At 48.3% G+C, this 11,795-nt stretch carries 13 protein-coding genes; 6 read left to right on the top strand and 7 right to left on the bottom strand.

Annotation, left to right across the window (positions count from 1 at the left end):
- Window positions 1-14 precede the first annotated feature (14 nt).
- The 3 genes from H6F68_RS17630 to H6F68_RS17620 all read right to left on the bottom strand — a co-directional run bounded on the left by H6F68_RS17630 (window position 15) and on the right by H6F68_RS17620 (window position 4,207).
- Window positions 15-695: a Uma2 family endonuclease gene (locus tag H6F68_RS17630; RefSeq protein WP_206755536.1), complete on the bottom strand. Its 681-nt coding sequence runs from the start codon at window positions 693-695 to the stop codon at window positions 15-17.
- A 65-nt stretch (window positions 696-760) separates the two neighbouring features.
- On the bottom strand, window positions 761-1,645 hold the full coding sequence (locus H6F68_RS17625; RefSeq protein WP_190561004.1) for an alpha/beta fold hydrolase: 885 nt from the start codon (window positions 1,643-1,645) through the stop codon (window positions 761-763).
- A 78-nt stretch (window positions 1,646-1,723) separates the two neighbouring features.
- A complete protein-coding gene (locus H6F68_RS17620; protein ID WP_190561003.1) occupies window positions 1,724-4,207 on the bottom strand; it encodes a VIT domain-containing protein in 2,484 nt (827 codons plus the stop codon).
- 232 nt (window positions 4,208-4,439) lie between these two features.
- Here H6F68_RS17620 and H6F68_RS17615 point away from each other — a divergent pair, with 232 nt between their 5' ends.
- Both H6F68_RS17615 and H6F68_RS17610 read left to right on the top strand, forming a co-directional pair.
- On the top strand, window positions 4,440-6,242 hold the full coding sequence (locus H6F68_RS17615; RefSeq protein ID WP_190561002.1) for a sensor histidine kinase: 1,803 nt from the start codon (window positions 4,440-4,442) through the stop codon (window positions 6,240-6,242).
- A gap of 212 nt (window positions 6,243-6,454) precedes the next feature.
- On the top strand, window positions 6,455-6,604 hold the full coding sequence (locus tag H6F68_RS17610) for a hypothetical protein (RefSeq protein ID WP_190432275.1): 150 nt from the start codon (window positions 6,455-6,457) through the stop codon (window positions 6,602-6,604).
- A gap of 42 nt (window positions 6,605-6,646) precedes the next feature.
- On the opposite strand, the gene H6F68_RS17605 is transcribed toward H6F68_RS17610, so the two are convergent.
- The gene (locus H6F68_RS17605) at window positions 6,647-6,811 is read right to left on the bottom strand and encodes a hypothetical protein (protein ID WP_190561001.1); all 165 of its coding nucleotides are present in this window, start codon (window positions 6,809-6,811) and stop codon (window positions 6,647-6,649) included.
- Window positions 6,808-7,020: a hypothetical protein gene (locus tag H6F68_RS17600; protein WP_190561000.1), complete on the bottom strand. Its 213-nt coding sequence runs from the start codon at window positions 7,018-7,020 to the stop codon at window positions 6,808-6,810. The genes H6F68_RS17605 and H6F68_RS17600 overlap by 4 nt, the downstream gene beginning before the upstream one ends.
- A gap of 128 nt (window positions 7,021-7,148) precedes the next feature.
- Between H6F68_RS17600 and H6F68_RS17595 the strand changes: the two genes are divergently transcribed.
- On the top strand, window positions 7,149-7,796 hold the full coding sequence (locus H6F68_RS17595; protein WP_190560998.1) for a class I SAM-dependent methyltransferase: 648 nt from the start codon (window positions 7,149-7,151) through the stop codon (window positions 7,794-7,796).
- Between the two features lie 132 nt (window positions 7,797-7,928).
- Here the strand turns inward: H6F68_RS17595 and H6F68_RS17590 are convergent, their stop codons facing one another.
- Together H6F68_RS17590 and H6F68_RS17585 are read right to left on the bottom strand one after the other, a co-directional pair.
- Window positions 7,929-8,678 carry a phosphoadenylyl-sulfate reductase gene (locus H6F68_RS17590; protein WP_190560996.1) on the bottom strand — a complete coding sequence of 250 codons (750 nt, stop codon included), beginning with the start codon at window positions 8,676-8,678 and terminating at the stop codon, window positions 7,929-7,931.
- A 154-nt stretch (window positions 8,679-8,832) separates the two neighbouring features.
- Window positions 8,833-9,636 carry a class I SAM-dependent methyltransferase gene (locus H6F68_RS17585; RefSeq protein ID WP_190560994.1) on the bottom strand — a complete coding sequence of 268 codons (804 nt, stop codon included), beginning with the start codon at window positions 9,634-9,636 and terminating at the stop codon, window positions 8,833-8,835.
- On the opposite strand from H6F68_RS17585, the gene H6F68_RS17580 reads away from it, so the two are divergent.
- From H6F68_RS17580 to H6F68_RS17570, 3 genes are all read left to right on the top strand, one after another.
- A complete protein-coding gene (locus H6F68_RS17580) occupies window positions 9,635-9,946 on the top strand; it encodes a hypothetical protein (RefSeq protein WP_190432285.1) in 312 nt (103 codons plus the stop codon). The genes H6F68_RS17585 and H6F68_RS17580 overlap by 2 nt on opposite strands.
- Before the next feature lie 79 nt (window positions 9,947-10,025).
- Window positions 10,026-10,844, top strand: a complete 819-nt coding sequence (locus H6F68_RS17575) for an AIM24 family protein (protein WP_190560992.1) — start codon at window positions 10,026-10,028, stop codon at window positions 10,842-10,844.
- A 253-nt stretch (window positions 10,845-11,097) separates the two neighbouring features.
- Complete coding sequence (locus tag H6F68_RS17570) at window positions 11,098-11,727, top strand: helix-turn-helix domain-containing protein (RefSeq protein ID WP_190560990.1); 630 nt, start codon at window positions 11,098-11,100, stop codon at window positions 11,725-11,727.
- Window positions 11,728-11,795: the final 68 nt, after the last annotated feature.

Here is an 11,795-nt window from a genome sequence, read left to right as displayed (position 1 = left end):
CCAAATTGTTTGTCTTAAATTCTTTCTTGCACCCAAGCTCGTAGCAATTGCAAGGACTGGACTAAACCCAGAGAATCACTCTGCTCGATAAATTCCAGCACTCTCGCCGCAGGCAAGAAATTAAAGACAGCGCTGGTTTCACTAGTGAAATACTGTTGATTTTGTAACTGATAAATTGAGAGTTGATGTTCTGGCGCAGGGGTGCTGTTGTTGCTGGTGTAGCACCAAACTTCTGGAATGCCTAAAGCCGCATAAATTGGGAGCTTATCGATCGCGCTACAGGTAAAGGCAATATCCAAAACTAAATCGGGAACTGGATCACGGGACAAATCAAGATCAGATTTACCCATCATCTCAGGCGCATGAGAAATGTAGAAACAAGCATTCGGCTCGATCGCGCATTGCAGTTCGGGTTGCTGCAACAAAGCTGAATTGAATCCAACGACTTTTAGATACGTTTCATCGGCTAGAACCAACAGAAACGATTCAATCAGTTTGCGATAGCGCTCATGTTCCTCATGCGGGTTCATCATTTCCATCCGCCCCCGATAGTAGGCGAAGCGAGTGGCACGTTCTGCACCTAGCTCTGCTAATATATTTTCAAATTTTTGCCAGCTAATTTTGTCTAATACAACCCGTTGCTCAGACGTTACCGAACTGCTGCTCATGCCAAGACCTCGATCTGTCTTCTCCATTGAATAGTAGTGGACTCCTCCTCCAAGTTCAGCGAGAAGTTCATTACATTTAAAGGCGATCGCTCCTACTGACTAAACTTCAAAATTTCCTCAACCGTGATGACTGGCTTTTCTAAATGAGGCACATGACCACAATCACGAATCCAAACCAGCTCGCTATTGGTAATTGCCCTTCTAAATTTTTCAGCATCGGCAGTTCCCAGCATGTCATCGCGATCGCCCCAGAGAATCAGCGTCGGTTGGTTGATTTGGTCAATTTGCTGGGCCGATAAATTGTAGCCACCGCTTTTGGTGAAGCTAGCGATCGCTTCCGCCCATCCTGGCATTGCTAAGTGCAACCCTGCACAACGAATGGCTTCTAGGTCTGTGGCACTGAAACCGCCGAAGGTGGTACCGAAGGTCAGCGGCAGGAGTTTACGTTGTCGCCAAAACTCGACTGCAAACAGATCTAAGGGAGAAAACAAGAACTGACCCAGCGGAAAGGTGCCGCTAAAGCCCACACTATCGATCAGCACCAACTTCTCAACGCATTGGGGATAGGCGAGGGTAAAGTCGATCGCCGCTGCACCCCCTAGAGACGCACCCACTAAAATCACGGGTCGCTGAATTAAAGTCTGCCAAAAACTGTAGAGATGAGTTCTAATGGTGCTGGGATTGATAGGGAGATCAGCCACTCGTTCCGTAAAGCCTGACCCTAATAAATCAACTGCCCATGTTTCCTGCTGCTGTGCTAGAAGAGGTGCGATCGCCCGAAACTCCAGCACTGAGCTATCAAACCCATGCAATAAGAGAATTGGGCTACCTCCGTTTCCTTGGTGTACATAAGCCGTGGGAATCGGTTGAACTGCTAAAGGAGTAGGAATTGCTTGCTGTTGAATTTGTTGAGCTAAAGCGATCGCCGTTGGGTCTTTGAGCGATCGCAGAGTCCGAGGGAGAAAGCTGGGAAACATGACAGGCAGCACTACAAACAAAAAAAGGATACCTGGGTGAGGTATCCCTGTAATCTCTCTGTGTTGGGAGCTAGAATTCTACGATTGGACTCGTAAAGTCAGGTTAACCGTAGCCGTTAATTCTTGAGGAGGTCGCCAAGCTTGTAGCGATCGCCGAATTGCCTCAATTACTGCCTGCTCCTTGAGGGATGATGCTTCTTCATTAAGCATGACCTGTCTCACTCGACCGTTGTTAACTTGAAGTTCAAACACTACCTGACCACCCCTAAAGTCAGGGAGAAGCTGAACTGACTCAAGGTGCTGAGCTAGGAATTGGTTAGAGTTTAAGTGTTGTGTAAGGAGGGCGATCGCATTTACGTCAAGTCCAGTAGCATCAATAATTTGTAGCTGCTGCTCAGGTATCGAGCCTAAACTTTTCTGGGATGATACTCCTAAGTTAAATCCTTCGTCATCTGCCAGCCTAGGAGAAGGTATAGAAGGACGGGACATAGCAGGAGGAGCAAGTAAGAAGTCATCCTCTTCAGTTCCCACCATATTGGGGGAAATTAGGGTGACATCATAATCCTGTGCTGGGATGTCAAAAACAGGTCTTTGTCGTCTCATCTTGCTAACAGGTGCGGCCATTGGTGCGGGTGGACTAGAGTAGGCAACATTGCCAAAAACTCCTTCATAGCTGACTCCTTCTGGCATTTCTACCGGGACTTGAACCGAGACAGAAGCTTCTGTGGCGTCAACTCTCACATCATCACTTACAGCCACAAAAGCAGTGTATTGAGAGAGAAGCTGATAGGCCAGTGCGGTCTCTGTCACGGCTTCTACTCCTGCCTTGGTGTCACCGCTGAGCATTTGATTCATCAAGTCTTTGATGCGGGCACGGCCCCAAAGTTGAGCGATCGCGGGATTTCCTGCTTCTGCAAACTGGAGTTGAAAAGTCTGTTGATAGCGCTTTCCTCCCGCCGCTATACCAGAGATATGCAACTTGCCAGAGTGTTTATCCTCCTTGCGACCAAATAAGACCAAGGGCTGTTCAGCAAAGAGATCCGGTGGTGCAGAGGGATAAAAGATAGGTTCGCTGCCTGCTCCTTCCCATTGCAACTGGATATTGGTGAGAACAGGATTGTTGATCTGGCGGAAGAACTGCTCTGTTACCTGATCGGTGGGCTCATCATGGCGAATAATGCGAGAGATGCCTCTACCGACTTCAGCAATGCGATTGAGCAAAAAACGATTCACAGAACTGCCTGCGCCAAAGCTGTAAAGACGAGTACTCGGTTGAAGATGGCGTTGCACTTCCGCCAAAATCTGGTTTTCGTTGCCGATATAGCCATCGGTGAGCAGCACAATACTCCGCAATCTACCCGGATCGGTGACCGGGAAGTTCAACACTGCCCGAATTCCTCGCAACATCTCAGTGCCACCCCCAGCCGTGAGCTGATTGACATAGCGAATCGCTCGCTGCTGGTTTTGGGGTGTGTTGGGCAGCGGCACGGGAGAGAGTTGCTGCGTGGTATCCGAGAAATCGATGATGGAGAAGGTGTCGTCAGGGTTCAGACCTTGTATGAAGCGACGCATCAGCTCCTGACACTGAGCTAGAGGAGCACCCGCTTGGGAACCAGAGGTGTCAATCAGAAACACCATATCCTTCGGCACCATTTGATCGGGACGATACGCAATGGCTGGAATCAAATAGACCGCAAAGTGACCCCCGCGATCGCCTGCTTCTGTGAGAACAGTAGTTTGCGTTTCAGCTCCTGAGACTTGATAACGTAGGATTAGATCTTTATTGGGAATCGTATCCCCACCTGCGAGTTTAATCTGGGCGATCGCTCCCTGAGGGATAATCTGAATTTGATGGGAAGGAGAATGGCTCTCCTGAATGGCAACACCAGCATTGATCTCGACAGTGACGCTGATATCATACCCAGAACGCATCCCTGGTGGCAGGATGGGAGCATTGAGTCGAGACGCATCAGGCACTAAATCAGTATCTTGATTCAACATCATCGGCGCTGCTGCCGAACCGCTACCGATCGCGTTTTCCTCAATTAGGTTTCCAGGGATATATCGCGGACCCACCACCATTGGGAAGACAAACTCGTAGCTCCCTCCCAGTGCTTCAGGAGATGCAGCGCCAGTAAACTTTAAGCTCTCGGTGTAGCAAATCACCACATCAATTTGTTCGCCTGGTTTGATGTTGGCGAGAGACTGCGTAAAGATATTGTCCCGTTCTTGTTCTAGCAGCCCCGCTGTGCGTCCTTGCTGCTTGGCTTGCTCATAGATTTGCTGGGCTTCTTGGCGTTTTTTAATGCTGCCTTGAATGGTGCGATCGCCAATGCAAATCAGCATGTCATCCACTGCCGCTTCATCAGGTAGCGGAAAAATGTAAACCGCTTCGAGGGTGGTGGTGAAGGGGTTCTCGAAACTCTGCGTCACTTCTACCCGCGCAAGATTCCCCGCAATCTTGGCATGCACTGCGGTGTGCTTGAGTGGGAAAGCGAGTTGCTGACGCTCGGCAGTCTGGACATATAAACCACTCAATTGGCGTTCTGTTGTCTGAGTCATGGCGGCAACCTCCGACGCTATTGTTTGTTATTCTCAGCGTAGTTACGTCTATTCACTAACCATGCTCAGCTTTGTGCTCACTTAGGTGCTCACCAGTGCTCAGGGTTGTGAAGCTGGCTTGTGTCAGCGATCGCTAAAAGTTCAGGGGTTGCCGTTAAGAGTGAAACATCGCGTGTAGTTATGGGAAGCGGCGGGCACTCTACCAATAGAACTAGTCACTTCACAAATTGCAATGGCTACTCAACCTAACTCCACCAATCTTGCTAAAGCGGACGACAATTCAGCTCCAGCTTTGTCTGCTCCGCCTCTTAATAGATTGAATCGCTTCTTTAGTGTGAGCGCCAAAATCAACTGTGGTTATGCCTTAGCACTCAGTATCGCCGTGATTGGCACAACAGTGGGGCTAGTTCAGGGCCATCGCGCTTACGAGCAAGCAAGGCATCAAATGGATGTGGCGGATGATGAAGGTGGCATGTTGAGTAGTTTGCAGGGTGGCTTGCTAGAAATCCAGACCCATCAACGAGAGCTAGCCCTCCAAATTGCACAGCCGCAAGCTTTTCAACAAACGAATCAAGACTTGTTGGGTCATGTCAGCGGGGTTCAGGAGCTATTAGCTGAGCTGAGAGAATTTGCTCAGATTAACAACGATGTGAAATTGAGTGCTTTTCTACAGCAGTATGGCAATACGGTTGAGGCTTACACCCGCTACCTAGAAGCTCAAATTAGCCGCATTGATTTAGCGAATCTGCCACCAGAAGAAATCCCCCGAGTCCAGCAGGTGCTCTCCGGCACAGTCGCGGCTCCAGAAACGATAGAGTTCCATCAGTTTATTCATGAGCTGGCAGAATATGCCAGAACAGTGCGCCAAAAACAGGCAGCGGCTGACGAGGAGCAAAGCCGTGCCACTGTCTTACAAGCCCAGATCATCCTGGCTAGTGTGGGATTATCCATTGCGATCGCCGCTATCCTGGCATTCCTGACCAGCCGCACCATCTCCCGTCCCATCGAATCCCTCACGCGCGTCACCCAGAAGATTACAAAAGAATCGAATTTCGACTTGCAAGCACCTATCACCACACGGGATGAAATTGGACTTTTAGCAGTTTCCTTTAACCAACTGGTGCAGCGGGTGAAGCAGTTGCTCGAAGAACAAGCTGCTGCCCTAGAACGGGAACGGGAAATGCAGGAAGCCAAGCTCATTCAGAGCGAGAAGATGTCTAGTTTGGGGCGCATGCTGGCAGGGGTAGCCCATGAAATTAATAACCCCGTCAACTTTATCTATGGCAACTTGAGCCATGCTCACAACTACATGGAAGACTTGCTCAAGTTACTCCGCACCTACGAAACGGAAATTGCTGACCCACCGCCAGCCATTCAAGACCAAATTGAGGATATTGATTTAGAGTTTTTGGCCGAAGATTTGCCAAAAGTTTTGGACTCAATGAAGCTAGGAGCCGATCGCGCGCGACAGATTGTCCTCAGCTTGAAAAACTTCTCCCGTCTAGACGATACCGAACCACATCCAGTCAATCTGCACGATTGTCTCGATAGCACTTTATTGATTCTCAACAACCGCATCAAAAAAGATCTTGTGGTAATGCGCAATTATGGCGATCTGCCTGTGATAGAAGGATTTGCGGGTTTGCTCTACCAAGTGTTTATGAACTTGTTGAGTAATGCGATCGATGCGCTAGAAGAGAAGCCCGTGGAGCAGGGCAGTCGGCAAATCACGATTATTACCGAGCGTTTAGACACCGACCGAGTGATGGTGAAAATTATCGACAACGGCATGGGCATGCCACCGGAAGTGCAAGCTCAAGTGTTTGATATGTTCTTCACCACCAAACCGCGCGGCGTGGGCACGGGCATGGGACTGGCTATTAGCCACCAAATTATTGTTGAAAAGCATGGGGGGACTTTAGAGTGCCACTCTACTGCTGGAGTCGGGACTGAGTTTGCGATCGCCCTACCCATCAAGTCCTCTCCGGTGGAAGCAACCGCACCTGTCTCTGCGCCCTCGGTCGCTCAGGTCTAAACTGAGTAAGAGCAAGGCTGTGACGGAACTGCGTCCCTTCAGTGACGAGAGCCAAACCCTCTTCCATTGTTTTCATGGGTACACGATCATAGGGTTGCGATCGCCTCAGTCAAAGAAACTCAATTTTTTGTACAACTTTAGGTATATATCTTCAGGAACGAATGCCACACTCTCGCTATGCTTAAAGTATTAACCCTACAGAGTCTTTGAGTATGTCAGTTATCCCCGATTGCATCAGCACCCTGGAGTTGTCTAAGCTTTGGATTTATAAGGCTTTGAAAGAAATGGAAGCCGAAAGAGAGCAAGAGCAAGCAGAACTATCAGAGCCAGAGCAATCAGAGCAATCTGACAAAGAGAGTTAAGCTTTGTTAAGCAGATTCAAAGATTTCAGAGCAAGAAGTTGATCAACTAGCCCTCAGTAGGCTGTTGCAACTCTTGAGCTGTTTTTTTCCTACCTTGAGCATTTCTTCCATATTAATCTGAGCGGCACATTCGTCAGTTTTCTCCACGAGGGCTTGTACCTCCTGATTAATTTCCGCAGCTTGTTGTTCAACATTTTTCTCGGTCATTTGGTGCCTCTAGACTTGGCTTCTGTAAACAATGGGACACGCCATATTTGCGTGTAACTCATAAATAAAGGAACTTGTTGTGCTAAAACCTCAGCTTTAGGGGGCAAATTGAGCTGTTTTTTGGCGATCGCGAGATTAAGCAATCGGTCCCAGGTGCGGGCACGCTCAGAGGCAAAGTGGCAGGTGATGTAGATGTCATCTCCGCCCAAGTTGATTGGAGCTTTTAACTATGTAAATTTATTCCTCTGGTGGTAGTAAACAGAGGAATTGGCGATTATCTTGGCTGAAGATCTGAGGCGATCGAGATTCGCAGACAATTCCACTGGGTAGAAACTGTATGCAAACAGATAAGGTAATCGAAACTTACAATCAAGGAGCGGCTGATTATGATGCCATCATGCAGCGCTACTGGCACGTCGATCGCGCACCGCTGATTGCTTCCTTACAGTTGCGTTCGGGGCAGAGCGTCCTCGATGCCGCCGTGGGCACTGGGCTGAATCTCTCTGCATATCCTGCTGGAGTGCAGGTAGTGGGCGTAGATTTGTCGGAACAGATGCTGGAACTGGCTCAGCAAAAGTCGGTCAAGGCAGATGTTGCCCTCAAAATTATGGATTTACAAAATCTCGAGTTTCCTGACGACAGCTTTGATGCAGCAGCATCTGGATTTACCCTCTGTGTCGTGACAGATCCTGTGCGATCGCTGCAAGAGATTTTACGAGTGACGAAGCCTGGTGCCTTGATTGCGATTGTGGATTACTGCAAGTCGCGCGATCCTGAAGTACAGAAATGGCAGGAGTTGATCTCTGATGCCAGTTCCCAGTTGGGCTTTCCCACAGGCAAGGTCAAGTGGAATGCTTTGATGGACTATGACGAGTTGATCTACCGCAGCAATTTAGCGATCGAGGTTTTGGCAGAGGATCGCATTGAAAGTGCTAATCCTTTTTCCTGTGGCTGTCAGCTGCTACTGAAAAATGCCAAAGGCTAAAAGTATGGTCAATGCGTCAGTCTTTGAGCCACCTGCCATTCAAAACGATTGTAGGGATACCTCCGGTGAGTGCCCTAAATAAGCAGTGGGCAGGCACAAGACCTGCCCCTACAAAAATGGTATGGTTCTCGATCAACCTTGGGTGGGGTTGATGGCATGTAAGCCACACTCTTTGCTGTTTGGGTCCTCCCACCACCAACGGCCTTCCCGCTCATGCTGGTTGGGGAGGACTGCGCGAGTGCAAGGCTCACAGCCAATGCTGATAAAGCCGCGCTCATGCAGAGGATTGTAGGGAAGCTCAAAGGCCCGGATGTACATCCAAACCTCTGCTGATGACCAGTTCGCCAAGGGGTTGAATTTAATCAATTGGCGTTCATCATTAGAGAAAGCGGTATCAACTTGAATCACTGGTACAGTTGCGCGAGTGGATGGGTTTTGATCTCTGCGCTGTCCGGTAATCCAAGCATCTAAGGTGCCTAGCTTCCGACGCAGAGGCGCAACTTTACGGATACCACAGCATTCTTTGTGCCCATCTTCATAGAAGCTGAAGAGACCTTTTTCTGTGACTAAAGCTTCTACCTGAGCGGTATCGGGATACATCATCTCAATGGTGATGCCGTAATGCTTTCTGACGCGATCGATAAACTGGTAGGTTTCAGAATGCAAACGACCTGTATCCAGGCTGAAAACTTTGATGTCTTTTTTGATTCTGTACGCCATGTCGATCAGGACAACATCTTCTGCGCCACTGAAAGAAATGGCAATGTTGTCGTATAGGCTCAAGGCGCGTTCCAGAATTTTTTGTGGGCTTTGAGTCGAAAGCTCTGTGTCGAGGCTAGGAATATTCAGTTCAGTCGGGGTCTGCTCGGTCAACTGCGCCATGATGTGTTCTTCCTAAAAGGGTGTTTGCTCCCCAGCAAAGGATCGTCTGATTGCATCAAACTATTCTATCAAGCCGTAGTCATTACCATGAGGCATGCTTTATCACTAGTACCTTTGGCCTAGTTCTTTAGGCTATTAGGCGATCGCCTTCAGGCTACTGTTTTTCTGCCTCTGGTTTTCTAGCGCTGGTCAATTGGCTAATCCAGCCTACAGATTTGGTGGCGATCGCCTCGAAATAAGCCACATTTAGCCAATCATCGACACTTTCTGCGGCATAAACTTTGGAGTAAGGCTCTTGGAAGAGGGTAATCAACCAGTTGGTCCGACGTAATTTGGGTTGATGCCCATCGAGAATCAGCAGTTGTCCGCCTGGTTTCAGCAGCCGAAAGCATTCTTGCAGAACTAGTTGCGACACGTTAGGTGGCATTTCATGAAACATGAAAGCAACTGTGACTAAATCAAAAGTGCCTGCATCAAAGCCAGTATCTTCTGCTGAGGTATGCTGCCAGATAATGTTTAGCGCTGCTTGTTGCGCTTTGTAGTCTGCCATCACCAGCATGTAGGGGGACAAATCTAACCCAATCACCTCGGCTTGAGGAAAGGCTTGCTTCAGCATTAAAGTGGTTGAGCCTGTGCCGCAGCCTAAATCCAAAATTCTGGTAGGTTGACCTACGATCGCCTGGATCAATTGCTGCCGAATCCAAGTTTCACTGGGCGGAGAGGCAAAAGCGGTGACAGCATCGTAAGTAATGGCCGCGATCGCATTGAGATAACCACCTGTAATGCCATGAAAGTTTTGGCTGCTGTAGTAGTGGGGATAGGTGAGGTTGGCTTGGCAAAAGCGATCGCTCTCCTGCTGCCAATCAATCGTTTCCAACCATTGCAGCTTGTCGGCTCCTATAAAGATGCTAAGAATCGGTTTTAATAAGAACTGCCCCAAGCTCTGAGCGGATTGCATGAATTTCAATGATGCCAAGAAAACTTTGTCTGCCTGGATCAAGGTTATCTCTATCGTTCTGATTACAGGGGCGATCGCTTTGGAATCCTGGAATTTCTATGCGGGATTAGCGAATATCCCTGTGCCCAGCAGCCTGAACATAGTGTTTGCGATTGAGCGCTTTGCGGTTGCGGTACATCTTGTAGAGGGAATTGTTGCAGCTGTTTTTGCATCTTCTCGGCAACAAAGACCGCTGCAATACGGGGTTTACACTTTTTTTGTCGGCACTGTAGGTTTGTTAGAACTGTTTACCAAAGTAGACCCAGAGTGACACGTTTGTTCATAGTCAGATGCCTCTCTAGACCTGCGTGTTAAGCTGCCAGCAGTAGCGCTTTAGGGGTTTGACAGGTATGAATACTCCCGAAAACCATCTCCCTTTCCAGGTAACAGAGAGCGTAACTCGTGGCGGTACTGTCTTTGAACTTTTGGAGTATAAACCTTTGGCTGGGAGCGATTCTCTGGCGATCGCGGAACAGGTTTATTCGCTAAATCGGGCTGGAGTGCATCTGCGTCAACTCCGAGTTCGTTTACAGAATGATGCGGTGCGAACTGAGCCAGGGGTGTTGCAGTTCCTCAAGGGCAACATCGAGATGGAAAGCTCAACGGGCGCAGGAGGGGGAGTTGGCGGGTTCATGAAAGGAGCGATTGCCGCAGCCCGCACCGGAGAAACGATCTTTAAGCCGCTGTATCGAGGCACTGGCGAACTTTACTTAGAACCGAGTTTTGGGCACTACTGGCTGATGCAGTTGAAGGGGCAAACTTTGTTTGCTGACCAAGGTTTATTCTGCTGCTGCGAAGATGCGATTAAAGTAGATGCCCACAAGGTTGAGAGTTTTTCGGCGCGAGTGGCGGGAGGTGAAGGACGCTACCAAACTAAGGTCAGCGGCACCGGGGTAGTCGTTTTTCGTATCCCCGTACCTCGTAGTGAAATCTTAGAGCTGACACTGAATAATGAAACGCTCCAGGTAGATGGCTCCTTTGCGCTCCTCCGTACCGCCGAGGTGCATTTCAGTGTGGAGAAAGCTTCTACTTCTTTTTTGGGTGCCCTTACTAGCGGTGAAGGTCTCCTCCAAACGTTCCGAGGTACCGGCAAGGTGTGGATCGCCCCAACCCAACCTCTCTATGCCAGAATGGGTGGCTTGTTATCTACCTCTACTCCAATTACTTGACGGGTAAGGTAGGGCGATCGCCTGTGTTGGTATATGTTGGCGATCGCTCTCTGCCCTAACTCGAACAGCATCTCGCACTTGGTCTAACAGTTTTTAGCCTGCTTCGTCCTCGGTTGGGACAGGTAGCCTGAAGGTTATCTATGTGAATTCTGTCTCCATGTGTGCATGCCCTAATTGGGATGAGTAAAAGTGCTGGTTTTCGCCACTAGCTAGAAGCTATGCTAAAAAAAGTGATCTGCAAGGATGCAGCTCTATGACTTTTGACCTGTCCCTCTTTGGTTCAAAGCTGAAAAGATACAGAGAGCAGTTTGACTTTTCAATTGATGAAGTATCAACACTAACGGGTATTTCAATCCCAACTCTAACTGCTTTAGAGAGCGGAGGGAAGCGACCAACAGGTGATGAAGTCTTGATTCTTGCAGATTACTATAAATGCGATTATCAATTCTTTATCTCAAATGAACAATTAGCACCTTTTGAGCAAACTGAAACCATGTTCAGAAGGTATGGCAATGAGTTTTTAAAGCAGGATCGTTGGGCTGTTCAAGAATTCTTGTTTCTGTGTGAGTGTGAAGAGTTTTTGCTTGGCTTGATTCCTAGAATAGATTGCAAACCATTCAAATTTGTTAAAGTTGGAACTTACTTCAAAGGTCATGCAGAACAAGCAGCAGCAAGACTTCGAAATCATTTAGGTTACTCCTATAACCAAGTTGGTCGTGATGTCTACGATGACTTCCGTAGTTTGGGATTTCATGTTTTTCGTCGTGAGCTGAGCAACTCAAATATTTCTGGTTTGTATATCAAACATCCCATAGCTGGAAAATGTATCTTGATTAACTATAGCAATCCTAATCAAGTTGTAAGGATAAGGAGAAGTTATTAGGCTGAGAGAAGGACTCGTAACTAACTCACAAGAAATGGATTCACTCCAGCAATTCATTGCCACCACCA

The sequence above is a fragment of the Trichocoleus sp. FACHB-262 genome (genome assembly GCF_014696035.1).
Lineage (GTDB): Bacteria > Cyanobacteriota > Cyanobacteriia > FACHB-46 > FACHB-46 > Trichocoleus.
The sequence above is the reverse complement of the archived record's forward strand: the minus strand, read 5'-3'. Positions and strand labels throughout refer to the sequence as shown.

What these genes read in the sequence shown, in the direction of transcription:
- H6F68_RS17630 (WP_206755536.1), bottom strand. Translation starts at nt 695, where the DNA reads ATGGAGAAGACAGATCGAGGTCTTGGCATGAGCAGCAGTTCGGTAACG.
- H6F68_RS17575 (WP_190560992.1), top strand. Translation starts at nt 10,026, where the DNA reads ATGAATACTCCCGAAAACCATCTCCCTTTCCAGGTAACAGAGAGCGTA.
- H6F68_RS17620 (WP_190561003.1), bottom strand. Translation starts at nt 4,207, where the DNA reads ATGACTCAGACAACAGAACGCCAATTGAGTGGTTTATATGTCCAGACT.
- H6F68_RS17625 (WP_190561004.1), bottom strand. Translation starts at nt 1,645, where the DNA reads ATGTTTCCCAGCTTTCTCCCTCGGACTCTGCGATCGCTCAAAGACCCA.
- H6F68_RS17570 (WP_190560990.1), top strand. Translation starts at nt 11,098, where the DNA reads ATGACTTTTGACCTGTCCCTCTTTGGTTCAAAGCTGAAAAGATACAGA.
- H6F68_RS17605 (WP_190561001.1), bottom strand. Translation starts at nt 6,811, where the DNA reads ATGACCGAGAAAAATGTTGAACAACAAGCTGCGGAAATTAATCAGGAG.
- H6F68_RS17615 (WP_190561002.1), top strand. Translation starts at nt 4,440, where the DNA reads ATGGCTACTCAACCTAACTCCACCAATCTTGCTAAAGCGGACGACAAT.
- H6F68_RS17610 (WP_190432275.1), top strand. Translation starts at nt 6,455, where the DNA reads ATGTCAGTTATCCCCGATTGCATCAGCACCCTGGAGTTGTCTAAGCTT.
- H6F68_RS17590 (WP_190560996.1), bottom strand. Translation starts at nt 8,678, where the DNA reads ATGGCGCAGTTGACCGAGCAGACCCCGACTGAACTGAATATTCCTAGC.
- H6F68_RS17585 (WP_190560994.1), bottom strand. Translation starts at nt 9,636, where the DNA reads ATGCAATCCGCTCAGAGCTTGGGGCAGTTCTTATTAAAACCGATTCTT.
- H6F68_RS17580 (WP_190432285.1), top strand. Translation starts at nt 9,635, where the DNA reads ATGAATTTCAATGATGCCAAGAAAACTTTGTCTGCCTGGATCAAGGTT.
- H6F68_RS17595 (WP_190560998.1), top strand. Translation starts at nt 7,149, where the DNA reads ATGCAAACAGATAAGGTAATCGAAACTTACAATCAAGGAGCGGCTGAT.